The sequence below is a fragment of the Luxibacter massiliensis genome (assembly GCF_900604355.1).
GTDB classification, from domain to species: Bacteria; Bacillota; Clostridia; order Lachnospirales; family Lachnospiraceae; genus Luxibacter; species Luxibacter massiliensis.
Genome location: NZ_UWOE01000001.1, coordinates 931,960 through 957,595, shown reverse-complemented (window position 1 = coordinate 957,595; position 25,636 = coordinate 931,960). Strand labels below are relative to the sequence as shown.

Sequence of the window (25,636 nt, the reverse complement as noted above, 5' to 3'; positions counted from 1 at the left end):
GCATTTTTCAACAGGATTTCTTGAAAAAACATATTTGTAGGTTTTCTGTAATTTATCTTCTGTTCATACATAATGCATTATAAAGGATGAGTGACAAAAGCGCAATAACTTTTTAACATTTTTGTAATATTTTAGCGCTTTTATCATGATTTCCGCAAATGGCTGAACTGCTCTGAAAACTTTGTAAGAGCATTTTCGTTAAGACTATTTCCAATTCCATATTCTTTTACAAAAAATTTCACATTTTTTACATCTTGATCAGAAAAATTCCAGCTTTCAGCAGCAGATTTATCTGAATCCCACACCGACAATATCCTAGCCTTATACTCTGGATCCTGATACCATTTAGAATCTGGGAGGAGTCCTCCGTTCTTGGATTTATCCTCATCATCAGAATTATTTAAATTTTCTTCATAATATTCCTGATTAATAAACCGCACGTATTTTGCTGCTTCCGGTTCAACAATCTCCCCGTCTTTTACTACATATACTGTACATTGCCGGAATGTTTCCTTCCCGTTTCCTTCTGGTCCCATGCTGTCTTTTACTGAATACGTTACTGTCACATACCCCGAGTCCTCAAATTCAAGAAATTCCTCTGGACAAAAATCCAACAATTCTATCTTGTTGGGCAGCTGCCCTGGATATAGCTTATCATCCTCCTTGTCTGTGGCCTTTATCCGCCCATCTTTTATCCCCTCATCGAGAAGAAGCCTTTCCGTAATTACGCCCTTCCGGGCCTCTTCCAGGGTAAAATACCATTCCTGCGCTTCTAGTTTTGGGAATTCATTATAAATAACCTTTACTGTCCAATTAAGTTCTGTACGGTTTCCAAAACTATCCGTAACCTGATATATAATCTTATGTATTACTGGTGAATCTTTCGGATCCATTTGCAAAAACCAGGTATCCAGCTTGTAGCTGTCAGGCATCCCATCTTTCCATATTTCAACAGCACCGTCTTGTTTTTTGCCTTCTACAATTTTTCCCGGAGCATATTCTATCTTGCTAATGCGCACCTTATCAGTTATATCGCCATCCTCCCTGTCTGCCGCATTGACACCGTCCATCAGCATCTTGGCAGTGACTTCTGTGCCTTCATAAAATTCCAGCACTTTCTTAGCAGTGATTTTGGGGAATTCGTCCCATGAAGTATAGAGTACCAGTTCCGGCACCGGTTTTGTATCCGAAGATGATATTTTCTGCTGCTCCTTGGCCAGCCTTAAAATCTCCTCAAAACTCACTTTATTTATCTTGTTTTCAGGAAACTTTACTTTTTCGGAAGATACCCCCTGGTAAATATCCCACCCTGCAAATGCGGAATCTTTCCTGGCAAAACCAGCGAATCCTTTATTTTTCCGTATTGTATACCCTTGTTTTTCTGTACAGTCTTTCAAGGTTGCATACTCTACTTTATCTGATGAACTCCCTTTCTCGCTGTCCCGGTAAATAATTTTGATTTTTGTATTCCAAACTGCATATAGCTTGAGATCTCGGTTGACGGCTGCATCGATATTTCCATTGGCCAGGTATTTGGGATTTTCAGCTTTTGCATCCTCAGACCATCCTTTAAATCTGACCAAACCGGCGTCAGGTAATTTATCAGAAATTTTTGCCGTTTCATACCAGTGCTTTATAGCTTCTCCAGGCATATTTTGAACTGCGCCGTCAAAATTCTTGTCATACCGTACGTGATACTGCGTGCTCAGAATAATATCTGCATCCCCCACTTTGGCCAGGTCTGATTTAAAGTCGCCTGGCCTGAGGATAAAGTTTCCTCCCGGAGTCAGTTTAAAATGATGAAAGTGTGTGCTGCCCAGTCCATTCCCATAGCCTGTCTGGGCAACCTTCCTTCCATTTTTGTATATATCCGGCGTCAGCACTGCCGCCGCCGCCGTATTAAGGCTGCCCGTGACAGTCACAAATTTACTGGCACATAAATAAACATCATTACTGGCATCCACCTGAGCCGCCCCGCTCATATTCAGGGCCGCCCCATTAAAGTGTATTCCCTTCCCCTCTCCTGCAGTATTGCCTTTGATCATACCGCCGCTTAGATTCATCACACTATCAGGAAGGACAGCTATACCGCCGCCTGCTTTCTGAACTCTATTATTGAATATACTGCCCCCGCTCATAGTAAAAGTCCCGCTGGTCAGCACACCTCCGCCATTTAGGGCGCCTAAGTTTGAATATACCTCTCCCCCAGACATTTTTAATGTTCCTTTATTTACAATCCCTGAACCTTTGTTTTCCGTAATACGCCCTCCCTGAATCAGGGCCGTACCGCCGTTTACTGCCACGCCTGCGCCGCCATTATTTCTAATCATCACAGAACCCGTAATTGCCAGTTCTTTCCCCTGGCAGGCCACCCCATCCTGTTGGTTATCATAGATATTGCCTGCGCTGATGTTCATAGTCCCTCTGCCATTCATATTCGCAGCGCCATACCGGTTGTTGTGTATGCTTCCCCCTGTCATTGTGAAGGTACAGGCTTCTTCTCCTACATAAATGCCACACTCCTGGTTATCAAATATTTCTCCCCCATAGAGATTTATAGCAGTCTGTGCCCGCACGCCGTCATACCCGTTTCTGTATATCTTTCCGCCATGGATATTGACTGTCCCGCAGGAAGCCACGCCATTAGAACCATTTCCATAAATCTCGCTGCCACTATAAACGTGTGTGGTACCCTGATTATTCCAAATCCCATTGCCAGATGAGTTTGTAAACCTCGAGCCTTCTTTTGCATGGATCGTCACATTCCCTGCATTGGAAACAATTACCCCGGAATATCCAGAACCATTTGCATTCATAGTCAATGTATATCCTTTATCTCCGCCAATATTCCAGACAGCATTTCCCGGCCTGCTTTCATCACTGCATATGATGCCTGCCTCTTCTCTGCTGCCTGCAAGATAAGTGACTGTCCTGTTTCCGTCTTCCGGAAGCAGCGTAAATGATTTAGTAGTCACAATGTGCCTGGTGGTACAGTTTTTCACCACATACAATGTTCCGCTGCTGCCCAGAGAGTCAAATGCATGATTAAAATCTGTATAATAGGTATTTCCTATTCTGGCAACTGCATCTGTTTTTAGGGGTTCTCTTGCAGTCCCTGGCGCAGGGCTGCCCTTTCCAATAAGCATAACCTGTACTGCCTCAATACGCTTTTTTAGATTTATGGTTCCAGAGGCCTGCCCATTTTTCGCCCAGTCCAACCAGCCATATGTCTGGCAATAGGCACGGTAATACACATCATAGTCAGGTGCCTTACCGCCTGTGAGCCGGATTCTAAAGGCTTCCATACGCAGGGCCTCTCCCTGGGTTCCCGCTGTTTCTCCGTCACTGACCCAGTTCATCCAGCCTTTACTCTGCACATGTGCCTGATAGCTGACGCCAAGGTCTCCATGTCCATAAACCCGTATCTGAAGGGCTTCCATACGTTTTTGCTCTTCCGTCGTCCCGGAGACGGCCCCGTCACTGCCCCACTCTTTCCATCCATATGTCTGGCAGTATGCGCGGTAACTAATGGCAGGAACTGCCTTTGCAGAAAAAGCTCTGGACGTAGGTCCGGCCTCTGGCTTCTGAGCAGAACCTATCAGGTTATTTGTATTAGATCCATATGAGTCGCTGTCCTGGATTTCCGTGTCCTCAAAGCCTGATAAACCGTATATCTCGTATATGGTTTTTTCGGCTTCCCGCAGCACTTGGTTTTTCTCTTCTTCAGAAACGCCTCTTCTGGCAGCTAGCTCTATTTTATTAAGAGCAGATAGGAAGTCCTCTATATTTGCTTCCGATTTGTGCTTCAAATATACGGCATAGCTTTCGAGATCTACGATACTAGCCGCCTCTTGTTCAGAAATTTCCAGCTCATTTGCCTGAATTTCTTTCAGTCTTTTGAATGCCTGTTCTTCCGCTTTTTCCCTGGCTTGATCCTGTCCTCCATACTGGATGTTCCTTTCCAGAATATTTTGGAACAGCGCCAGCCTTTTTTGGAGGCCTTCATGGAGAATCTGTTCTTCCTCGGCTGCCTCCAGGTTGCGGCCTGCCTCGGTAAGCCAAAGATACATATATAACACCTGCAATTCTAATAGCTCTGAGTCAGAAATCCTATTCAAAAAGGATTCCAGAGTAATCTCATCTAAGCCGGCCAAAACGCTAAGAGCATGGTCTTCCTCCAATAGCCTGTCCGCTGCCTGGCTAAATCCTAAAGAAGTATCCATAAAAATTTCCTGTATATTAACATACTCTTCATATTTGGCATTGTCTTCTATATTCTCCTGGTTCTCCTTTATTTCAACGCTCTTTCGTATTTTTGCCCCTTCTTTGTCTGTCTCAGCATGATTCTGTGGCTCTGCGTTTTGGTCCTCCTGTGGTTTCTGTGCAGTTTCGGCATTGGCTTTCTGCGTTTCCTGAGCTTCCTCTTTTATATCATTCTTCGCCTCCCCAACTGTCTCTGTATTTACTTGGCTTTCCTTATCCAAAGACTGTCCTATTCCTGACTCAGCCTGTGAGGACGCCGGAAAGCACAGTACTAATAGTGAAACTGTCAGGAGCGCCCCTGCTAACACCTTTCTTATTTTCATAAATTTACACCCGGCCTTTCGAGTGCAATCCCTTCTGCATTTGAAAGGCGCAAATCAAAGATTGAAAGAGTGATTTGCATACACTTTTCCTTTCTTTTGTATTTCTTTCAACCTTTCTTCTGTTTATAGACTGCTTTAAACTCCATGTCCTCTCTGGCGTAAAGTGATCCCACATTTTCTTTATTGTAAAGAATTCCAATATCCAGCTTAGGCTTCACAAGCTCCCACCCACTAAAGACATACCCTTCTTTCTCCATTTCTGCCTGAGGCAGTATAGAGGCGGACAGGCTGTCCCCATTCAGAACATTTACCTGCTTAATCGTATACGACTCCCCCTGGCCATCCTTTCCCCATGACAAAAATGATATTTTATAAAATTCTTCCTCGGGTTCCATTTCTTCCTCTAATATAATTGTTTTCTGGCTGGCCACCTCCCCATAGCCAATAATCTGTTTATACCGTTCCTTAACTTTTACATCCAGAATCCCCTTCTCTACATCAACATCCAGAATATCAACTGTAAAATCAGAGTTGCTGGTTGTTTTCATAAGAAAGCCTTGAATAAAATCTGCTATAAATTCATCTGTGCCATTTTCCTTTTCTATATGGTATACAGGATTAACCGTCAAAACTTTCATTGACTGCTCCATTGCTGTACTAAGGGTGCTGTCCAGCTCATTTTTCCTTATTTTCCTATTTTCAGCTGTCTGAATAGATACGCCTGAAATTATTAGAATCACAATCATAAAAAAACCTATGACTGCATTTTTCATATACACTCCTTTCTGGTCATATTTCTACGAAAACCACCCTTATCTGGCATAACCTACAATCTCATGCTGTAAAAACAGGTTCAGCACAGGAAGAGTATATTCATAAGCCAATGTAACCTTTGCATATTTGCCGCTGTCACCACTTACAAGGGGTTCAATTTTTAACTCTGTATATCCGTTCTCCAGCGCTTTTTCTCTGCAGCTTTCCATAACCAACTCCGAGAAGTCGCCTGCCTCCACCTCAGCTATCACTGCTGAATGATAGTTCTGGGCCCTTTCCGTATTCAGAGACGCCATGATATATGCTGTGCTGAGCACTGCCATAAAGGCAATCATAATAATGCCTATCATTGTTTCTACTGCTCCCTTCATTTCTGACTCCTCTCAGTCTGCAACAAATCTATATTCCTTCTCATTTCGTTTAATACTTCCCAGGTAATTTTCTTCCGTGGAATAACGTATTTTATATATACCACTCTGGGTAGGAATGAAATTTTGGGGATCTGCTGTTGCTGTGATATCCTCCTCAAGGGGGGCAATGATTTTTGTAACAGAAACAGGAAGGACATCACCATCCTCGTTTTCTGCCTGTATCCCAAACGCCTCTGCATGGAGCAGATTATATTTCATTCCCTTCTTTAACTTTTTTGTTGTGACAGCTAAAACAGGAATGTTTCTGGAGGCAATATCATCCGCAAGCTCATGGCTGTCCCCATGGCCAACAGTTGCTTTAGGCCCAGTACTTTTCAGAATCTCTTCCAGTCCTTCCCCACCCCCGCCAAACATAAACAAAATCAAAATACAGGCGATAACTGTCAGCACAATTATTTTTCCATACTCTCCAATTACTGCTTTCAGCAATACTCACCTCACTCTCGTGTATCTTTAGCAGTCAGAGGGCCCCTGTGCTTTCCATAAAAATTTTTGCTAACTGTGAAAGTCCTCCTCCTGCCGCTGTCAGTTCAGATAAAAAACCTAGCAGCAGAAGTCCCATAAAACAGGCTGTAATTACACCGCCGTACTCTTCTATAAATTCCTTCATTATTGCATCTCTCCTGTTTCTCGTGCCCAATAACCACCTTAGGCCTAAAGCCTTGTTTCACAAATCATCCTTAATATATCCCAAAGGCCCGTCATTACGGCAAACCCCATAATAGAGATGGCAATCATCCCGCCATATTCTTCAAAAAACTCTTTCATAAACTCAAAAACCTCCTCATATCTCCATGATTTTCAGGCCATATTTCCCACTGCTGACAGAATATATATAACAACCAGGGCCAAGTCTGCCAGCATTTTAATTACACCGGTTATCATAGGCAATAGCACAAGGAAGCCAGTCCCTGCTATATAGTCCTCAGCCTTAAGTCTTTCGGCCTTATCCGTCATAACTGCATTTCTTTCTACCAGGGGACCTATCTGTCTGCCTATATCAGCCGCACCGTATTCCGCCATAGAATAAAGCACCTTCATTGCTGATGTGATATCGGGCAGTGCAGCTTTGTCCATAAAGGAGAGATAAGGCTTTACAGAATCAGGTTCTTTTTCGATGCCCCCCATAAGCCTGGTCAGCTCTTCTTCCAGAATTTTTGGTGCCCGTGGTATAGATTTTGCCAAAGAGACATGCACGTTGTCTGTCTGGAGCTGTAAAGACATGCTCATCAGCCATTCTGGAAATGCTTTTTCCACTGCTCTGGCCATATGCTTCAAAGAGATTCTGTAACGTCTCTTTGGCTGTGTGGATACTAACCCGGCAAATATAACACAAAATACTGCTGCCGTGAAACTTCTGTTTAGCAGCAAAACTCCTGCACCTAATACCAGCACAAATACCACTGGATATAATTTCTTTAACTCCTTTTTCAGATCCCTGTGCATCACATAATCATATTGTCTCTTTACCTCCTCATATTCCATCCCCTCCTCTCCCCGGATCAGGCTTTTTGACAGCCTGTGCCAGGCGGCATACCAGATAAGCATATTCAGCAGGACCGTTATCGTTGCTGCTGCCTGAGAAATTACATGCTCTGTTATGCCGAACTCAGCAGGAAGCATAAATACTGTCATGCCGCATATCAGGAATGAAAGGCCTATGCCAATGGTAATCTTAACCATCACATTCTTCTTATCCCTCTGCAGTTCATAGACACGGTCTATCCACATCCTCCGGTCATCAAGGAGCATATCTGCAGACTGTGTAAAATCTCCTCCCACAGCTTCAGCTTCTATCAGAAAATCATGGATTTTGTAGAGCCTGGTACATCCATATTCTCTCTCTATGATAGCGAATGCCTCTTTATAAATACTTTCTCCGGCCTGGGCATTTTGTATATACCCAATGGCCTCTGAGACAGCATCATACAGCCTGCTCTCACCCTGGCTAAAAAGTGACAATGCATCTTCCAATGAAGTCAGAATTTTAGCCCGGCGTTTGAAGGAATATAGGACTTGTTCCATATAGGCCGTTATATCCTCGAACTTCTTTTCTTCATACATATTCCTGTACAACATCATAAAAATCCCTGGGATAAAGCAGGCTGCCACCATAGAAATAATCAGTATGCACTGCCATTTCAGTTTGAAAATATAAGAAATTACAGCAATACATCCATACAGTCCCAGAAAGTAGCTTATGTACTTCCTGACTGAAAACACATAGCCAAGCCGCCCTATCTCACTGCTTAAATATTTGGGGTTCAAGTATCTGATCCCCTCATTTGTTTTATGTTTTTTCACCACGCCCTCCCTCAGCTTTGCCGCGCTTATTCTTTAAATACTTCCGGTATGCCCGCCAGGCTGAACTTCTTTTGTATATTTTCTGGTATTTCCCTTGAAATAAATTTACCCCCCTCAAAAATCAGCCGCCTGATATTTTGTTCGCCCCCACGGTCAAACAGGCAGATCTGGTCAATATACCGGGTAACTTCTTTCCCTTCTGTCACCTTTTTCCTGAGCAGGACACCTACGTTGATAAAGCTGTAGATATCATTTTCCAGTCTGGAAGCCGCATATGTATCCTGCATCATATTCTGGATCCTGTCCGGTATTTTCCTTGTATCATCTGTATGCAAAGTAGTAAGGCCATGAAGTCCTGTAGAAAAACACTCAAGCAGATATTTTACTTCTATTGAACGTGCCTCAGACAGCAGCACCCACTGTGGATTCTGCCTCAATGCAGTCTTGATAGCTTTTGTATAGGGAAACAATTCCTGATCCACTTTCAGTTCCACACAATTTGCCCCTGGGTTAATATCACGATAATGGATTTCCAGATTGTCCTCAATTGTCATAACCTTTTCTTCACTGGGGATATATTGTGTCAAAAATTTTAATAACTCTGTCTTCCCAGATCCAGGCCTGCCGCAGAACACGATATTCATTCTGGCCAAAACACAATTTATAAGGAACTTCAGGACTTCATCTGAACAGTAATGCTCCCGGAGCATACTTTCTCTTGTCATCCGCATGACTGCAGGAGTCTTTCGTATAGAGATTGCATATCCAGTATTTGTAGCGCTGGGGTGTATAATAGAGATACGCAGAATATCCGTCTCTGCTTCCAATACGTTATTAAATTTGTTTATCTGTTCACTAACCACATTTGACACCCTGATGCTGAACTGAACCGCAAAATCATCTGACAGCTGTACAGGCACTTTATAGATGCCCCGTTTTAAATGTTCTACCCACACATCTGTGCCGTTATAGTTGATATCCGTTATATCCTTATCCAGTACATAGGGCAGCAAGGGGCCAAAACTCTCCTCTTTTAAATTCCAGGCTTCTCTGGAAATCTTCAAAATTCAGCTCTCCTTCCCACACTTTACTACACAACCGGTGCAGTGGTGCCCAAAGCCTCTGTAAGTTTCTGGACGGCCGATGTGATTCCATCCCTAATACTATTTCCTAGAGGTGTGGCTGCAACTACAATAATCATAATAACAATAGCTGCTACGATAATAACCCCATACTCTTCCATAAATGTTTTCATATACTTTCCTCCTTAATTCAATAAACTCACCTGTCTCCAAACGTTTAACGCCAGATAAATGATCTATCTGGTATAATCTACACATTCATAGAGCACCACCACCTTTACGAAAGAGAATTTTACCGGAGATTCCCGGAACAAGAGTTGCCTAAAGAAAACTGTATATATACAGCTATAAAGAAAAAAGAACTTACATAAACAGGAGGCCAGAGGCACTTTTGCATGAATGGCCGCCCTGGAACCGCCTGCCTCTCTGCCATATAAGGATACATAAGATTCCTTAACATACACCTTATTGGACGAAGTCCACCCGTCCGAAGGACATGTATTAAGGGACGCCCTTTGGGTATACCTTATTGGACAAAGTCCACCCGTCCGAAGGACATGTATTAAGGGATGCCCTTTGGGTATACCTTATTGGACAAAGTCCACCCGTCCGAAGGACATGTATTAGGGGATGCCCTTTGGGTATACCTTGCTGGATGGAGTATGCCTTATCGAACATTAGCAGTTCAATAAGTATAAAACATGGGATATATTTTAGAAATAAACTACTTAGAATAAAATAGAATTTTAAGAATTATGAACTTCAAACAAGAATTACTATTTTTTATATAATATCATATACTATATATTATGTCAAGATATAATATTACCATTTATAGACTTATGAGATATGTAAACATTCAATTTAAGCTAGAGTAGGTCCCTACTGCTGAGTCCCTTTAAATATAAAAACATTTGTCCATACTTTAAAACCATTCTTATGATTAGACAGTTTCCTTATAAATTCAACAAAAAAAACATAGCATACTATCTAATATTGCTGAATGTATACTTTAAAACATATATTTTATACTTAAAATAATGGGATAAAATGTTGAAAACAAATGAATCTTAGATTTAATGAAAACAGAATATATACTAAGAACTTAATTTAAGAAAATCTATTATATACACTTTACACTGTACGGATTTAATTGTCAAGCAAAACAGGCCAAATCCGGCTTAAAAGATAACCTTGCAGTTTTTCTGGCTTCACAGACTGCCTCCTCTAGCTAAATAAAGGCCTAATATGTGATTTCTAGATGCAGTCCGGCCTGCTGCCAAAAACTGTCTCCTACAGCAGGCCGGATCATTGTCTATCAGGATGCCATCAGGCAAAATATTCTTAAGGATGACATTCCTTACCTTATTGAACATTAGCTGTTTCATAAATATTGGTTATAAGATTTATATAAATGTACAGTACCCACAATCCATATCCCGGATGCAGATCTGTCTGGCAGTCACTTATCCTCGTATTGTCCTGAATAGCCGGACGCGCCTGTTTTTTTGTACTCGTCAATCAGCATTTCTATAATAATCCGCTCAATCATCGGATGATTCTGTACACTTGTAGTAAAATGATATAATACCGGATAGGTAACATTAGGATCTGCTGCTGCCTCTTCATTTGAAGTTATCAGGGCAATTTTCCCCTTTGTCTTTCTCACAAAAGATCTGGACTGGTCATGTGGCTTCATGCCATTTTCATAAATATACTGCCCGGAATTAGAGAAAATAATTAATAATGTATTCTCATCTGCCTCATTGATATACTGCTCCTGTTTTACGTCGTAGATATTCGTCTTAATATATTTCCCTTCTCCTGCTATCTTGTACATCAGATCCATAGCAACTGTTTCTGAATAGACAGATCCAAACGCAGCCACCCTTTTAAACTCGTGCAGTGCCTTGGCAAGCTCATGTATCTGCCTTTTATCAACGCCTGCAAGAAAATTTTTAATATCCTTCGCCAAAATTTCCAGATACTTTTCAATTCCATATTTCTCTATGCAATAATCCATAGTCATCTTCTGTTCATAATTATGGTATCCAGCCTTTTTCTTCTCATTTCTGGCATTATCGCGGAATTCTCTATAATCCTCAAATCCCAGACGTTTCACGAATTTTGATAATGTAGATTTAGAAATATGACACTTTTCTGCCACCTGGTCAATCGGCATATGCTCCACCTCATAGATCATATCCAGCAGGCTCTCAGCAATGTGGGCCTCCGTAGAATCATATTCCGAGTCATTCAGCAAATTAATAAGACGGTACGCAACAATATACATCCTTCACCTTCCTTATTCAGCAGAGCATTTCTCCAATCCCAGTTCTTCCAGCTGTTTATCATCTACCTGGCTTGGAGCCTCAGTCATCAGGCAGGAGGCGTCTTTTATCTTCGGGAAAGCGATTACATCTCGTATACTGTCCTCCTTGGCCATAAGCATGACCATCCTGTCAAGTCCATAAGCCAGTCCGGCATGAGGCGGCACCCCATAGTTAAATGCATCCAAAAGGAAACCAAACTGCCCATAAGCCTGTTCCTTAGTAAATCCAAGGACTTGGAACATCTTCTCCTGTATATCATTCTGGAATATACGGACACTTCCGCCCCCAATTTCATTTCCATTCAGTACAATATCATAAGCCTTAGCCCGTACACGTCCCGGTTCAGAGTCAATAAGGGCAAGATCCTCTTCCATGGGCATTGTAAAGGGATGATGCATAGCCATAAAGCGATTCTGCTCTTCGCTCCATTCCAGCAGAGGGAATTCAGTGATCCAGACGAATTTATATTCATCCTTGTCCAGGAGTTCCATTTGCCTTGCCAGCTCCAGCCTCAGATTCCCCAGAACGTCCCACACTATCTTATTTTTATCGGCCGCAAATAAAAGCAGGTCCCCCGGCTCCCCAGACATTACTGTGATCAGATTCTTCATCTGCTCTTCTGTCATAAATTTAGCAAAAGAGGATTTCCATGTCCCATCTTCCTGCACAGCAATGTAAGCCAGGCCTTTTGCCCCAAAATCTTTCGCAAAATCTACCAGCTTATCGATCTTCTTTCTGGGCATCGCACCCTGTCCCTTTGCATTAATTCCTCTAACTGTGCCGCCATTTTCGACCGCTCCCTTAAACACCACGAATTCACAGTCTTTTACTGTATCAGTAACATCCACAAGTTCCATCTGGAAACGGATATCCGGCTTATCTGAACCATAACGGTCCATGGCCTCCTGCCATGTCATTCTTGGAATCGGAAGGGAAACTTCTACATTTAAAATATCTTTGAATAATTTCTCCAAAAGCCTTTCATTTACTTCAATCACATCATCAACATCTACAAAGGAAAGCTCCATATCAATTTGCGTAAACTCCGGCTGTCTGTCGGCGCGCAGATCCTCATCCCGGAAACATTTCGCAATCTGAAAATACCGGTCATATCCAGAGCACATTAAAAGCTGCTTAAACAACTGGGGGGACTGGGGCAGGCCATAAAAACTGCCCGGATGGATCCTGCTTGGCACCAGGTAATCCCTGGCCCCTTCAGGTGTACTTTTCCCAAGAATAGGAGTCTCAATCTCCAAAAACCCTTCGTCTGCAAGGAACTGGCGAGTCAAAGTAGCCACCTTGCTTCTCATCATTATGTTTCTTTGCAGGTCAGGCCTTCTCAAATCCAGATATCTGTACTTTAAACGGAGTTCCTCTTTTGTCCTGCTGTTTTCCTCCACCGGGAACGGAGGCGTCTCCGCCTCTGAAAGGATACGCAGTTCCTGTGCCCTGACCTCAATATCCCCTGTAGCCAGATTTTCATTTATAGCGCCGCTTCTTGCTTCCACTTTACCCACAACGGCCACAACGAATTCACTTCTTAATTTTGCTGCCTTCTCAATCAACTCGGCATTTTCTTCACCTTCAAACACAATCTGGAGGATACCTGAACGGTCCCTCAAATCTATAAATACAATGCCGCCTTTATTTCTGTTCTTTTGTACCCAGCCCATAACTGTGACAATCTCGCCGATGTTTGCACCGGACAGCTCGCCACAGCGATGGCTTCTCTTTAATCCACTCATTGATTCTGCCATGTTTATACCCCTTTTCTTTTTATAGGGGTCTGTCCCTCTTGCAAAGGGGTCTGTCCCTTTTGCAAAAGGGTCTGTCCCCTTTCACACTTTCTTCACAATTATATCTCGTCAACCCGGCCTGCGTAGCATTCTACTATCTCAGTATATCCCTGTTCTGCCAATTGTTCTTTCTGGAATTTTTTATTTTTCTTCATGTTGGCTATCATGACCTGCCTGCCCTCAGCACGTTCTTTTTTTGCCATAGTAAGTATCTTGAGCATTCCATCTGCGGGCATATTTTTTTCTATAAGAAATGCTTTTTTTTCTTTTCCTGCACAGACTTGGTACCCTCTCTCTAAAAGCAGCATGACGATCCGCTCAAATCCAATCGAGAAGCCTACAGCGGGCGTGTTCTGTCCAGTAAACTTTCCGATCATTTCATCATAACGGCCGCCGCCGCCCACAGAACCACCAAATTCGTCCATGGAAATCTCAAATATAGTTCCAGTATAGTAGGACATCCCCCGCACAAGCGTGGGGTCAAAGCTTATATTAAACTCTGCCTCCTTGGCGCTCTCCACACTGGCAATAATCATTTCCAGTGAATCTGCCGCCTCATCCGCAAGAAACCCTTCCAGCTTCTTCTTACAAAAGCGCACGCCTTCCACGTCGCCTGTAATCTCTTTAAACAGCTGCAAGTATTTTTCCACTGATTCTTTCCCATAGCCATTTCCCTCTAATTCTGCCGCCACCCCATCTATTCCGATTTTATCCATTTTGTCCAATGTGATAAATACGCTCTCATAATCGGACTCTTGGAAGCCACTATAAGCTGCCATGGCTTTCAGAAATCTCCTGTCATTGATGCGGATTGTAAAATTCTTAAAGTCCAGCCTGCCAAGCAGTGCAGAAGTTGCCAGAATAAGTTCAATCTCTGCCAGATTCCCGGGTTCCCCCAGAATGTCAATGTCACACTGCATAAACTGGCGGAAACGCCCCCGCTGGGGCCTGTCCGCACGCCATACATTCCCCATCTGCAGCGCCTTAAAAGGGGATGGCAGTTCGTTGGCATGGTTGGAATAATACCTGGACAGCGGCACAGTCAGGTCATATCTGAGCCCTCCGTCTACCAATTCATCCTCCCCTTTCGCCTGGTCCAGCTTCAGCTTTTCACCCCGCTTCAAAATTTTAAAAATAAGCTTTTCGTTATCCCCGCCCTGCTTGCTGCACAAATTCTCAATATGCTCCACACAGGGGGTCTCAATAGATGAAAAACCAAATGACTTGTAAGTTTCTTTTATCAGTCCCATGACATAATCCCGTATTTCCATTTCAGCAGGCAGTATGTCCTTCATGCCCGTAACAGGCTTTTTCTTTAACGCCATAACCATTCTCCCTTTCTCTCTATCATTTCATCAATGCGGCTGATATATTCTCCAATATCTTTTACATTTTCAATCCTGACAAGGCTGCTCTTCTTCCCATTTTCCAATTCTATCTTTTCTGGAAATACAATTTTCGTGGATGCCCCCGCCCCTGCCGCAAGGATCGTCTGTCTTTCTTCCATAATTAGTATATTGTATATTCCCGCTTTGTCAACCTTAGCATAGCCAACATTCTCAAAATTCCCCGCAATATTTTTCTGGCGGTACAGATAATATGGCTTTAGTCCCATTCGGAAAGCAGCCTGGCAGCTATCCGATATCATTTTCTCGATTTCTGTATGGAGATCCATTTTATGGCCTTCCCTCGCCATCCTTGCCGCCCTTTTAATGGCCAGCGCATGCACTGTCAGACTGTCAGGCTCCAGCTCTTCTATCTGTCTGAGGGTGTCCCTCATATCTGCTGCATCTTCTCCTGGCAGACCGGCAATTAGATCCATATTAATATTCTGAAACCCCATTTTCCGCGCCATATAAAACACCCTTTTTACATCATCCGCGCTATGCATGCGTCCCACTGTATCCAGTGTCTTTTGCTGCATAGTCTGTGGATTTATAGAAATGCGTGTGACAGGATAACAGGCCAGTACCTTTAGCTTTTCCTCTGTGATACTATCCGGCCGTCCCGCCTCTACCGTAAATTCTATAAGGTGCTCAAAAGAAAATAATTCCCCCAAAAGCTCCAAAAGCCTTTCTAGCTGCCCTGCCTTAAGAGTTGTGGGCGTCCCGCCCCCGATGTAAATTGTAGTGAGTCTTTTTCCTTTCGCCATTCCTGCAATTGCTGAAATCTCTTTGCACAATGCCCCCACATACTCGTCCAGTCTGTCTTTCCAAATGTGGACGGAGGAAGAGCCAAAGGAACAGTAGGAGCAGATACTTGGGCAGAAGGGAATCCCGATATACAGACTCCAGCCTGTCCCATAGTCCAAATCCCCAAGGAGTTCCTTTTCTCTGGAAGCAATCTCAAAGCTGAGTTCTGCCTTTTCACGGCTGACCCCATAGGTATCCTGTAAAAATACCGCCGTTTCTTTTTTATTTCTCCCTTCCTCTATTTTCTGCATGGCTAGCTTTGTGGGCCTGACGCCAGTCAGCATGCCCCACGCAAGGCTTCGCCCTGTCAGGCTGCACAAATAATCGTAGACCCTCTTAGTCACCTGCCTTTTATATTCCTGCCTGTCAAGAAACTGCCCAAGTTCCTCAGCAGAAACCAAAAAGCAAGGATCCTCTTCCAGCTTCAGTTCTATCAGAGGCCCTTGCCGTTCATCCACAATCTGCCTAATCTCCCTGTTTGGGAAAAAGGCCTTTGTAATATGGTATACATTATACATATATAATGTATCTTTACTGCTAATTTCAATCATAATTGTCCAAAGCCTGCTTTCGTTTATAAAAATGGATTACTCATCTTTTCAGAAGCAATGGTGGTGGCATCCATATGGCCTGGATATACTGCTGTCTCTCCCGGAAGCACCATCAGCTTATCCTTAATGGAGCTAATTAGCTGGCCGCTGTTTCCCGTGGGAAGATCTGTCCGGCCCACAGAACCATGGAATAAAGTATCCCCGCTGAATAAAACGCTTTCCCGCGGAAGATAATAGCAGCACCCTCCAGCCGTATGCCCGGGAGTATAGAGCACTTCTATGTCTATCCCTGCAGCCTGCAGCCGCTCTCCATCCTGCACGTATACCGCATCTGAAAACGTATACCCCGGCCCATATGTGAGAGAGGCATTTAGGGCTGCATCCTCCAAAAGCTCTTTTTCTGCCTCATGGGCATAAACCGGAACCTGAAATTCCGACAAAAATCCATCAATCCCCATAATATGGTCAAAGTGCCCGTGGGTGAGTAAAATCGCCGCAAGCTTTAATCCCTGGTCTTTCATATGGTTCATGAGTTTTGCCGGGCACGCGGCAGGATCTACTAAAAAGCACTCCTTGGATGTTTCGTCGTGCACCAGATAACAATTTGTCCCAATAATACCAATTACAAAATTCTCTATCTTCATTTCACTTTAACCTGCCATTTCTGTACTAGTTTCCCATTTAATATCCTCTAACCGGCTGTTCGCTCAATGTCTATCACGCCCTCAATCTGGCGCAGCTTTTCTATCATTTTATTCAGTTCTGCCCTGCCACGGACAATAAATCCCATATCCAGGGTTGCCGTGCCCTTTTTGCTGGTCCGTATATTCATGGACTTCACATCAATCTTTGCCTCAGTAAAAATCCTTGTGATCTCCATCAGAAGCCCCTGCCTGTCATGGGCAAACATCTTCAGTTCTGCCCGGTACTGGCCGCCGTTTTCTTCTGAAGTTGTCTCTTCCCATTCCGCATCCAGCAGACGCTCACGCTCTGTCTCAGACAGATGCAGCATATTTACACAGTCTGTCCTGTGGATGGACATTCCCCTGCCTCTTGTCACGAACCCTACAATTTCGTCGCCCGGCACCGGATTACAGCATTTAGAAAAACGTACTGCCATATCGTCGATACCTTTTACCACAATGCCGCTCTTAGACTTGCCAATATGCACTTTCTGGTTATTGGCCTCAGAAATTTTCTCCAGAATCGTCTCGTCCGTAATCTCCTTTTTGTGCTCTTTCTGGTACTCCTCAAAGAGACGGTTGACTATCTGGCCTTCCTTTAATCCCCCATGGCCCAGCGCGGCAAGCACAGCATCCCAATCCCGGAACCCATACTTCTGCTGTACAATCTGCTGATATTTAGGCTTCATAATATCCGGCATATTAATGGACTTTGTTTTGCAGTAGGAGGCTATCAGCTCTTTGCCCCGGATGATATTGTCCTCTTTAAACTCTCGTTTGAACCATTGATTAATTTTATTTTTGGCCTGCGTGCTCTTTACTATATTCAGCCAGTCCCGGCTGGGCCCCCTTGAATTCTGGGATGTCTGGATTTCAATCCTGTCGCCATTCTGTATCTTATATTCAATAGGAACCAGCTTTCCATTCACTCTTGCCCCCACCATTTTATTTCCTACAGCGCTGTGTATGGCATAAGCGAAATCAACAGGTGTGGAACCGTTTGGCAGGCTCTTTACATCGCCCTTTGGCGTAAAACAGTATACATCCTCTGCAAATAAATCCAGATCCCCTTTCAAAAGGCTTAGGAATTCCCGGTTATCGGACATATCCCTCTGCCATTCCAGTATCTGCCTCAGCCAGCTTAGCTTCTCTTCCTCCTGGGCCTTCCCGCTCTTTCCACCGCCCTCTTTATATTTCCAGTGGGCCGCAATACCATACTCTGCTGTCTTGTGCATCTCCTCTGTACGTATCTGTATTTCAAAAGGCTGCCCGGAAGGCCCCATCAAAGTCGTGTGGAGGGACTGGTACATATTGGCCTTGGGCATTGCTATATAGTCCTTAAAACGGCCTGGGATAGGGGTATACATCTCATGTATGACACCCAGGGCAGCATAGCAGTCTTTCACAGAGTCGACGATAATACGCACGGCAAACAAGTCATAGACCTGATCCAAGGTCTTATTTTGGTTTACCATTTTCTTATAAATACTGAAAAAATGCTTGACCCTGCCATAGACCTTGGTTTTAATATGTGCGTTCTCCATATGTGAGGAGACCTCCGCTACAATCTGCTGTACAAACTCCTCCCTCTCCGTTTTACGCTCATTCAGATCTTTCACAAGCTCATAATATACTTCTGGCTGGGAATATTTCAGCGAAAGGTCATCCAGCTCTGTCTTAATTCTGGATATACCAAGCCTCTGGGCTATGGGGGCATAAATGTCCATTGTCTCCCTTGCCTTTTCCTTCTGTTTTGCCGGAGTCATAAATTCAAGGGTACGCATATTATGCAGCCTGTCCGCCAATTTAATGATGATCACCCGGATGTCCTTAGCCATAGCAAGGAACATTTTGCGCAGATTCTCAGCCTGGACTTCCAGTTTATCCTGAGAATAAGATAGTTGGCCCAGCTTGGTGACGCCGTCCACCAGAAGGGCAACCTCTTCCCCAAATTCTTCCGCCACATCCTCCAGTGTCATATCTGTATCCTCCACAGCATCGTGGAGCATCCCCGCCACAATTGTCTCCTTATCCATCTCCAAATCTGACAGAATGATCCCCACCCAGAGAGGATGGATAATATAAGGCTCCCCCGATTTACGCACCTGATCCTTATGAGCGTTTTTCCCTATCCTGTACGCTTTTTCAATCAGTGTAATATCAGCAGATGGGTGATATTTTCTGATTCTGGATATCAATGCCTGATACAGTTCTTCTGGATCCTGGTAGTCTTCTGGAGCTTTCACTGCGTGTCCGTCCACCATCTCCAGATTCTTGTTGAGTAATTCATATTCCGGAGTACCTGCCATATCAATCCCCCCTTTTCTTTATGTAAGTTCCATGATGCCCTCGGATTTTTACGCCTCTATGCCCTAAATCCTGTATAATTTCATATTTTTAAGTATACCATCATTTCGATAATTTTCAAACTGTTTCCTTTATAAAATGTATACAAAAGCAGCCGTACTGACACGGATATCCCAATTATTGATAATGAGTCACTGTAATCTGGAGCGTTTTCTTACCCATATATTCATTCACCGAAGGATAGAACACAAAAGACACTTCCGGCTTCTGCCCTATATATTTCAGGCAGGCTGCTGCATCCCCGAAATAAATCCCTTCCACAGTGCTGCCTCTTTTGTCTCTTACTTGAAATTTTAACACATTCTGATTCTTCCCCATGATTCTGGGATTCAGAACCTGCAGATTCTTTTCTGCAAACAGGGGCCTTGTATTTCCCTTGCCAAAGGGTTCCAAAAGCTCCAGCTCCGACACCAGCTCTTCTGTCACATAGGATAGGGGGAGCTGCATATCTATAGATACCTTGGGCACCAAATCTTCCTCTGACAGGCTGGAGAGCTCATTGACCGTCCTGCGGAACCTGTCCACATTTCCCTCATCCATCGACAGTCCCGCCGCCAGCTTATGTCCCCCAAACTTTGTAAACAGGGCCCTGCACTTACACATTTCCTCAAACATGTTATATGCCTCCACAGAACGCCCCGAGCCTTTCACGCCAGCATCCCCCCGGGTAAGCACAAAGACCGGCCTTAAGTACCTCTCTTTAATTCTTCCCGCAATAATCCCGGCTATACTTTCATGGCAGTCGGGAAGATACACGACCAGAACTTTATCCTCCTTTAAAGAACTGTTCTCTATTTGCTCAACTGCCTGTTCTACCCCCCTCTCCGTCATTTCCCTGCGGCTGTCGTTGAGCGCCTTCAAATCCTCAGCCAGCATAACCGCCTCCCTCCGGTTAGGCGCATTCAGAAGCTCCAGGGCCCGTTTCGCTGTGTCCAGGCGTCCGCTTGCGTTGATACAGGGCCCCAGCACAAAGCCGATATGATATGCGGACAGCCTGTCCACAGGGATCTGTGTGCATTCAATCAGTGCTTTTAACCCATGGTTTTGAGTACGTTTCAGCATTTCCAGCCCCTGCCTGACAAAGATACGGTTTTCTCCAGTCAGGTCCATCACATCCCCCACCGTTGCTATGGCAACATTTTCCATGAGATAATCCACATCATCTGCCTCATGCTGCATGACCTCAAACAGAGCTTCAACCAGTTTATATGCCACACCGGCTCCGCAAAGTCCTTTAAACGGATACCCACAGTCAGGCCTGTGGGGATCCACCACGGCATCTGCCTGTACCAGCAAATGCTCCCTCTCCCCGCCTGCATCTATATAAGGGATCTCATGATGGTCGGTGACAATCACAGTCAGGCCATTTTTTCTCCCATAAGCAATCTCCTCTGCAGCAGCAATGCCATTGTCGCAAGTAATAATCGTGTCCACCCCGTCTGCCAGGGCACGGTCCACCAGCATTCGGTTTAACCCATATCCGTCTTTTATCCGGTCAGGAATATCTGTGTCCACATTGGCCCCAAGTTTTCCTAATCCTTCCTGCAGTATATAGGTTGCATTTACCCCGTCAATGTCGTAATCTCCTATGACCCGGATAGGTTTTCCCTCCCTGATTTTCTCCACAAGAATTTCCACGGCCCTGTCCATATCTTTCATCAGCATCCCATCATACAAATCGCCAATTGTCCCATTCAAGTAAAAATCAATGTCCTGGTCCTGGGTTATGTCCCGGTTCCTGATCAGCCTTGCAAGAATCGGGGAAATATGGTACTTCTCTGCAATCCTGCTAAAATCTGCCTTTTTCATTGCAACAAACCACTTTTCCACCTCTGTTCCTCCTCTTAAGCATATATATCATCTTATCCAAAAATGTAAAAGCATGTCAATACAAGAAAAATCATTCCCCGCAAATTCAACAAAAAATACACTGTAAGGCCAGAAGAATGTCTCCCCATACCCTACAGTGTATTTTGTTACATTTATTTCGTCTCCTTACCCAATTTTGTTTTCATGATATACCACAGCGCCCCTGTAATACATACAGATGAATATGCGCCGCACACAATACCTACCATCAGAGGAAGGGCAAACTCTTTGATAGAGCTAACCCCCATCACATATAGTACTGCAACCATAACAAAGGTTGTAAAAGACGTATAGATACTACGTGTCAATGTCCGGGTGATACATCTGTTGACAAGCTCCTTCAGTTCCTCGCTGCGCTTCTTTGTCTTTAACTCCTCACGGATCCTGTCAAAAATGACGATAGTAGCATTAATAGAATATCCCACAATTGTCAGCATACATGCAATGAATGTATTTCCCACGGAAATTCTCGCAATTACATAAAATGCCAGCACAACCAGCACATCATGGAGCAGTGCAGCCACTGCGCTGGTGGCAAACCTGATATCCTTGAACCGGAACCAGATGTACAGCAGCATACAGATTGTGGCAATGGCAACTGCAATAACCGCATCCTGCCGCATCTCAGAACTTACTGTGGAGCTAATGTTCTCCATTGTAATTTCATCTTCACTGACATGAAACTCCTGGGTCATGACTTCTGTAAATGCCTCCCGCCTGTCCAGTCCAAGTGTCTGGGTTTTAAAAATAACCTGTTTTGTGCCCTCCACCTTCTGAACCTGTACGTTGTTATCCTGGGCCGCCTCCTCGATCAGGGGCACAATCTCCCTGTCAATTTCCTCCAGGCTGTAATCCTTATCAAAGGTTACACTTGTAGACGTCCCCCCTTTAAATTCCAGGCTATAGTTCATAGCTCCCTTGCCCTGGCTGGAGTAAATACCCATGCCTACAAACCCAGCAAGGATCATGGCCGCAGAAACCACAAAGAATATGGCCTTCTTCCCAAGAAAGTCGATGGTCTTATGGGCCTCCCTCGTACGGCCGTATACTTTTACATTCCGGATGCCGACAGCATAGAAAGCATATACAATCAGCCGTGTAATTACAAGCGCTGTGAACATCGAAACAACGATACCCAGGGCAAGCGTCTGGGCGAATCCTTTTACAGTGCCGCTCCCCTTAAGCCAGAGAACCGCCGCCGCTATCAATGTTGTAATATTCCCATCCAGAATGGCGGACATGGCCTTATGGAAACCCGCGTTTAATGCTGCCCTTACAGACTTCCCTGCTGTCAGCTCTTCCTTCACCCTGGCAAATATAATGACATTGGCATCCACCGCCATACCGATACCCAGGATAATGCCCGCGATACCCGGCAGGGTCAGCGTAATGTCAAATGCATTCAAAAGAACAAGGATCAGTCCTGTATAAATCAGCAGGGCAACACTGGCCGCAAAACCAGGGAGTAAATACACCGCGCACATAAATATAAAGACAATTGCCAGGCCAATTGCACCGGCCTGCAGGCTGGTGGTGATAGCCTCTTCGCCAAGCTGCGCGCCTACCACATTAGACCGCAGCTCCTCCAGCTCAAGGCTAAGCCCTCCGATCCGGATAGTGGAAGCCAGCTGCTCCGCCTCCTCATAGGACATATTCCCTGAGATCTGTGCCTCGCCGTTTGGAATCTCTGCATTGACATTAGGGACGCTGATCAACTCACCGTCATAGTAAATTGCAATGCTCTCATTGGCTGCATAGGCATTTTTTGTAGCCTCTGCGAACTTCTCCGTCCCTTCTTTATTAAACGTGAGAGTCACTACATTATCTCTGTTATCCAGGCTGTCCTGGGTTGTTCCCGCCTGCGCATTTTTTACATCTGTCCCAGTGAGGACAATAGAACCTTCCTCTTTCAGCTCTTCAATAGTCTTGTTAAGTTTAAATTCCCCCAGGCTGACCTGGGAATAATTCTGGTTCCCCTCCTCGTCCGTCTGCCGGATAAAATACAGCGAACCTGGCTGTCCCAGCTCATCCAGGATTTTATTGGCGTCCTTCACACCGGGGATCTCTATGCTGATACGGTCATCACCTTCCTGGTATACGCTGGCCTCTGTGCTGTACTGTTCCACACGGCGCTGGAGCTTATACACTGTATCATCCATATCTTCCTGGGAAGGCTTGTCCCCTTTTACCTGATACGTAATACTGACGCCGCCTTCAAGATCCAGTCCCAATTTAATGTTCCTGGCAGCGCCCGAACCAGTTTTTCCAAATCCTACTATTGTTGTGAATCCCAGAAGGGCAATCAGAACAACAGTCAGCAACAGAGTAATAATGCCTCTACTTTTCTTCATGACTCATATTCCTTTCTTCATCTGCCAATGCGGCCTTTATCATAATCGCACATTCCACACGCTTACGTTCCATCTCACAGCTCACATCATAAGTATCATGTATCGTACCATGAAACTTATGGGAATTAGCCATACAGCCGCCACTGCAGTAAAATCTTGCAAAACAGCTCCTGCATTTTTCTTTGGAATAAACACTGCAGCCTCTGAACTCATCCGCAATCTCCGGCCTTTTGATCCCATCGTCCACATTCCCCATCAGGAACTGATCCTCCCCCACAAACTGGTGGCAGGGATATAAGTCGCCCCATGGCGTGACAGCAAGGTATTCTGTGCCAGAACCACAGCCTGAGAGCCTCTTTGCCACACACGGCCCCCCTTCAAGATCCAACATAAAATGGAAGAAAGTAAATCCCTCCCCCCTGCGCTCCCTGTCCACCATAGTCTTTGCCAGCTTATCGTATTCGCTGAAAATCTGCGGCAGGTCGCCTTCTCTGATGGCATAGGGGTCTGATTCATCCCCCACCACAGGTTCAATGGATATCTGCTTAAAGCCAAGCTGCGCAAAGTGCAGCACATCCTGCGAGAAATCCAGGTTGTCCCTTGTAAAGGTGCCCCGGATATAATATTTCTGCTGCCCCCTGCTGTCCGCCAGTCTCTGGAACTTAGGCACAATCAGGTCATAGCTGCCCTTCCCATTCCTGAATGGCCTCATTTTATCATTGACTTCCTTCCGTCCATCCAGGCTTAAGACTACATTATCCATCTCCTTGTTTACAAACTCTTGGATCTCTTCATTTAGGAGAACTCCGTTTGTAGTAAGGGTAAACCGGAAATGCTTATCGTGAAGTTTCTCCAGCTCCCTCCCGTAAGCTACCAGTTCCTTGACTACCTGCCAGTTCATCAAGGGTTCTCCCCCAAAGAAATCCACTTCCAAATTCCGCCGCTTTCCTGAGTTGGCGACCAGAAAATCCAGCGCTTTCTTCCCCACTTCACTGGACATTAAGGCCCTCCTGCCATGGTACTCCCCTTCCTGGGCAAAGCAGTACCTGCAGGCCAGGTTGCAGTCATGGGCAATGTGCAAGCACAGTGCTTTGACAACCGTCTTTCTCTGCTTCACTTCAGCAATATATTCTTCATAAATGTCATCTGTAAAAAGCTGGCCTGCTTCTGCAAGCTCCGCCACAGCCTCCAGCACCTCCTCAAGCTCCGCCCCGCTATACTTACCTCCAAGTTCGCTGTTCAGGTATGCCAGAGTCTGGCTGTCACAGGAAATGCCAAAAGTATGAGAACTGTCCTGGGCGTTAAGACAGGCAATCACGTCATATGCAGCCTCATCCACTACATGGACAGAACCACTGTTCACATCCAGGACAATATTATATCCATTATTCTGGTACTGATGTATCACAACAGATACCCCTCTTTCATTTTAATGATATAGGGGACAGCAATATATGCCCCACATTCCCTCTTGGTTTTCATAAGAATATCCTGAAACCCCGGGGATAATTTCTCCGCAACAAGCGTAAGGCAGCGGCCGAGGTCGCTGCCTTTCATATGGTTCTCCCACCATATTTACTTATACAAGATCCTGTATATGTATTCTACTTTCTATTCTCACATGTCTGGTTCCCAACTGTACAGGATGTCTTACATGCTGACTGGCAGGATGTCTGGCACTCTCCGCATCCGCCTTTTTTCACTGTATGGTTTAAGGTCTGTGTATTCAATGTCTTAATATGTTTCATGGCTTATCCTCCTACTATTCATGCCCCGGGCATGTGTTTATCTCGTAATATTATAGCACAGTGCCTGTGGATTTAAAAGTATTTTTTTCATGAACATTTGGCGCAGTCAGGATATCATCCCTCCCAGCATCCCCCCTCCTGCACATAGCAGAAATGTAGTCAGCACATTCGCCCCATTTCCCTGTACAGTCCGGTAAATCCCAAGAGAGATCAGCAGCAACAGCGCGAAATATAGGACGCCGATCGACAATCCCCAGACAAAACGCCTGACTTTTGCCATTTTACCTGCTGCAAAACCTCCCACAAAGGTAGACAGTACATAGATCACAATAATTCCTGCCGTCACTTTGCCTTCATCCAGATTCATTTTATAAAGCAGCAGTGTCAGCAGAAGCAGTAAAATTCCTGTCACCACATAAGCGCAAAGAAGCGCCTTAAGTATCCAGGCCACTTTGACTTCGCCCCCAATCCGGTTTTTTGCTGTCTCTTTCTCCATCCTTCTCCTCCCCTATCTGATCATTCACTAATAAAACATATGATTGTCCTCTGTAAAATATACCTAACCTCCA

20 protein-coding genes are annotated in these 25,636 nt (G+C 44.6%); all 20 read right to left on the bottom strand.

Annotation, left to right across the window (positions count from 1 at the left end; all coding sequences use genetic code 11):
• Positions 1 to 143: 143 nt before the first annotated feature.
• Positions 144 to 4,586, bottom strand: a complete 4,443-nt coding sequence (locus EFA47_RS04600) for a hypothetical protein (RefSeq protein ID WP_122642187.1) — start codon at positions 4,584 to 4,586, stop codon at positions 144 to 146.
• Between the two features lie 107 nt (positions 4,587 to 4,693).
• The gene (locus EFA47_RS04595; protein ID WP_122642186.1) at positions 4,694 to 5,359 is read right to left on the bottom strand and encodes a hypothetical protein; all 666 of its coding nucleotides are present in this window, start codon (positions 5,357 to 5,359) and stop codon (positions 4,694 to 4,696) included.
• A 39-nt stretch (positions 5,360 to 5,398) separates the two neighbouring features.
• Positions 5,399 to 5,731 carry a hypothetical protein gene (locus EFA47_RS04590; RefSeq protein ID WP_122642185.1) on the bottom strand — a complete coding sequence of 111 codons (333 nt, stop codon included), beginning with the start codon at positions 5,729 to 5,731 and terminating at the stop codon, positions 5,399 to 5,401.
• A 12-nt stretch (positions 5,732 to 5,743) separates the two neighbouring features.
• The gene (locus tag EFA47_RS04585) at positions 5,744 to 6,220 is read right to left on the bottom strand and encodes a hypothetical protein (protein ID WP_122642184.1); all 477 of its coding nucleotides are present in this window, start codon (positions 6,218 to 6,220) and stop codon (positions 5,744 to 5,746) included.
• A gap of 31 nt (positions 6,221 to 6,251) precedes the next feature.
• Complete coding sequence (locus tag EFA47_RS19805) at positions 6,252 to 6,401, bottom strand: hypothetical protein (RefSeq protein ID WP_164689923.1); 150 nt, start codon at positions 6,399 to 6,401, stop codon at positions 6,252 to 6,254.
• Between the two features lie 191 nt (positions 6,402 to 6,592).
• A complete protein-coding gene (locus EFA47_RS04580) occupies positions 6,593 to 8,095 on the bottom strand; it encodes a hypothetical protein (protein ID WP_122642183.1) in 1,503 nt (500 codons plus the stop codon).
• A 26-nt stretch (positions 8,096 to 8,121) separates the two neighbouring features.
• Complete coding sequence (locus EFA47_RS04575; RefSeq protein ID WP_122642182.1) at positions 8,122 to 9,159, bottom strand: ATPase, T2SS/T4P/T4SS family; 1,038 nt, start codon at positions 9,157 to 9,159, stop codon at positions 8,122 to 8,124.
• A gap of 26 nt (positions 9,160 to 9,185) precedes the next feature.
• Positions 9,186 to 9,350 carry a hypothetical protein gene (locus EFA47_RS19800; RefSeq protein WP_164689922.1) on the bottom strand — a complete coding sequence of 55 codons (165 nt, stop codon included), beginning with the start codon at positions 9,348 to 9,350 and terminating at the stop codon, positions 9,186 to 9,188.
• Positions 9,351 to 10,639: 1,289 nt separating this feature from the next.
• On the bottom strand, positions 10,640 to 11,470 hold the full coding sequence (locus EFA47_RS04565) for a MurR/RpiR family transcriptional regulator (protein WP_122642180.1): 831 nt from the start codon (positions 11,468 to 11,470) through the stop codon (positions 10,640 to 10,642).
• Positions 11,471 to 11,482: 12 nt separating this feature from the next.
• Positions 11,483 to 13,267, bottom strand: a complete 1,785-nt coding sequence (gene aspS / locus EFA47_RS04560) for an aspartate--tRNA ligase (RefSeq protein WP_122642179.1) — start codon at positions 13,265 to 13,267, stop codon at positions 11,483 to 11,485.
• Between the two features lie 98 nt (positions 13,268 to 13,365).
• Positions 13,366 to 14,631 (bottom strand): histidine--tRNA ligase, encoded by a 1,266-nt coding sequence (gene hisS / locus EFA47_RS04555; RefSeq protein WP_122642178.1) that lies wholly within the window; start codon positions 14,629 to 14,631, stop codon positions 13,366 to 13,368.
• On the bottom strand, positions 14,622 to 16,049 hold the full coding sequence (gene hemZ, locus EFA47_RS04550) for a coproporphyrinogen dehydrogenase HemZ (protein WP_164689921.1): 1,428 nt from the start codon (positions 16,047 to 16,049) through the stop codon (positions 14,622 to 14,624). Before hemZ ends, hisS begins: the two co-directional genes overlap by 10 nt.
• A 23-nt stretch (positions 16,050 to 16,072) precedes the next feature.
• On the bottom strand, positions 16,073 to 16,693 hold the full coding sequence (locus EFA47_RS04545) for an MBL fold metallo-hydrolase (protein ID WP_122642176.1): 621 nt from the start codon (positions 16,691 to 16,693) through the stop codon (positions 16,073 to 16,075).
• A 47-nt stretch (positions 16,694 to 16,740) separates the two neighbouring features.
• Positions 16,741 to 19,041, bottom strand: coding sequence for a RelA/SpoT family protein (locus tag EFA47_RS04540; protein WP_122642175.1), 2,301 nt, complete (start codon positions 19,039 to 19,041; stop codon positions 16,741 to 16,743).
• A gap of 175 nt (positions 19,042 to 19,216) precedes the next feature.
• Complete coding sequence (recJ, locus tag EFA47_RS04535) at positions 19,217 to 20,929, bottom strand: single-stranded-DNA-specific exonuclease RecJ (protein ID WP_122642174.1); 1,713 nt, start codon at positions 20,927 to 20,929, stop codon at positions 19,217 to 19,219.
• A 152-nt stretch (positions 20,930 to 21,081) separates the two neighbouring features.
• On the bottom strand, positions 21,082 to 23,319 hold the full coding sequence (gene secD / locus EFA47_RS04530; protein WP_122642173.1) for a protein translocase subunit SecD: 2,238 nt from the start codon (positions 23,317 to 23,319) through the stop codon (positions 21,082 to 21,084).
• Positions 23,306 to 24,727, bottom strand: a complete 1,422-nt coding sequence (gene scfB, locus EFA47_RS04525) for a thioether cross-link-forming SCIFF peptide maturase (protein ID WP_122642172.1) — start codon at positions 24,725 to 24,727, stop codon at positions 23,306 to 23,308. The genes secD and scfB overlap by 14 nt, the downstream gene beginning before the upstream one ends.
• A complete protein-coding gene (locus tag EFA47_RS19795) occupies positions 24,724 to 24,876 on the bottom strand; it encodes a hypothetical protein (protein WP_164689920.1) in 153 nt (50 codons plus the stop codon). The genes scfB and EFA47_RS19795 overlap by 4 nt, the downstream gene beginning before the upstream one ends.
• Positions 24,877 to 24,923: 47 nt before the next feature.
• Positions 24,924 to 25,067 (bottom strand): six-cysteine ranthipeptide SCIFF, encoded by a 144-nt coding sequence (gene scfA / locus EFA47_RS04520; protein WP_005612689.1) that lies wholly within the window; start codon positions 25,065 to 25,067, stop codon positions 24,924 to 24,926.
• 106 nt (positions 25,068 to 25,173) lie between these two features.
• On the bottom strand, positions 25,174 to 25,563 hold the full coding sequence (locus EFA47_RS04515; RefSeq protein ID WP_122642171.1) for a TIGR04086 family membrane protein: 390 nt from the start codon (positions 25,561 to 25,563) through the stop codon (positions 25,174 to 25,176).
• Positions 25,564 to 25,636: the final 73 nt, after the last annotated feature.

Bases quoted from the DNA above. Each gene is read 5' to 3' on its own strand.
- scfA (WP_005612689.1), bottom strand. From the start codon at position 25,067: ATGAAACATATTAAGACATTGAATACACAGACCTTAAACCATACAGTG.
- secD (WP_122642173.1), bottom strand. From the start codon at position 23,319: ATGAAGAAAAGTAGAGGCATTATTACTCTGTTGCTGACTGTTGTTCTG.
- EFA47_RS19795 (WP_164689920.1), bottom strand. From the start codon at position 24,876: ATGAAAGGCAGCGACCTCGGCCGCTGCCTTACGCTTGTTGCGGAGAAA.
- EFA47_RS04515 (WP_122642171.1), bottom strand. From the start codon at position 25,563: ATGGAGAAAGAGACAGCAAAAAACCGGATTGGGGGCGAAGTCAAAGTG.
- EFA47_RS04565 (WP_122642180.1), bottom strand. From the start codon at position 11,470: ATGTATATTGTTGCGTACCGTCTTATTAATTTGCTGAATGACTCGGAA.
- EFA47_RS04545 (WP_122642176.1), bottom strand. From the start codon at position 16,693: ATGAAGATAGAGAATTTTGTAATTGGTATTATTGGGACAAATTGTTAT.
- hemZ (WP_164689921.1), bottom strand. From the start codon at position 16,049: ATGATTGAAATTAGCAGTAAAGATACATTATATATGTATAATGTATAC.
- EFA47_RS04540 (WP_122642175.1), bottom strand. From the start codon at position 19,041: ATGGCAGGTACTCCGGAATATGAATTACTCAACAAGAATCTGGAGATG.
- EFA47_RS04590 (WP_122642185.1), bottom strand. From the start codon at position 5,731: ATGAAGGGAGCAGTAGAAACAATGATAGGCATTATTATGATTGCCTTT.
- EFA47_RS04595 (WP_122642186.1), bottom strand. From the start codon at position 5,359: ATGAAAAATGCAGTCATAGGTTTTTTTATGATTGTGATTCTAATAATT.
- EFA47_RS19805 (WP_164689923.1), bottom strand. From the start codon at position 6,401: ATGAAGGAATTTATAGAAGAGTACGGCGGTGTAATTACAGCCTGTTTT.
- aspS (WP_122642179.1), bottom strand. From the start codon at position 13,267: ATGGCAGAATCAATGAGTGGATTAAAGAGAAGCCATCGCTGTGGCGAG.
- hisS (WP_122642178.1), bottom strand. From the start codon at position 14,631: ATGGCGTTAAAGAAAAAGCCTGTTACGGGCATGAAGGACATACTGCCT.
- EFA47_RS04600 (WP_122642187.1), bottom strand. From the start codon at position 4,586: ATGAAAATAAGAAAGGTGTTAGCAGGGGCGCTCCTGACAGTTTCACTA.
- EFA47_RS19800 (WP_164689922.1), bottom strand. From the start codon at position 9,350: ATGAAAACATTTATGGAAGAGTATGGGGTTATTATCGTAGCAGCTATT.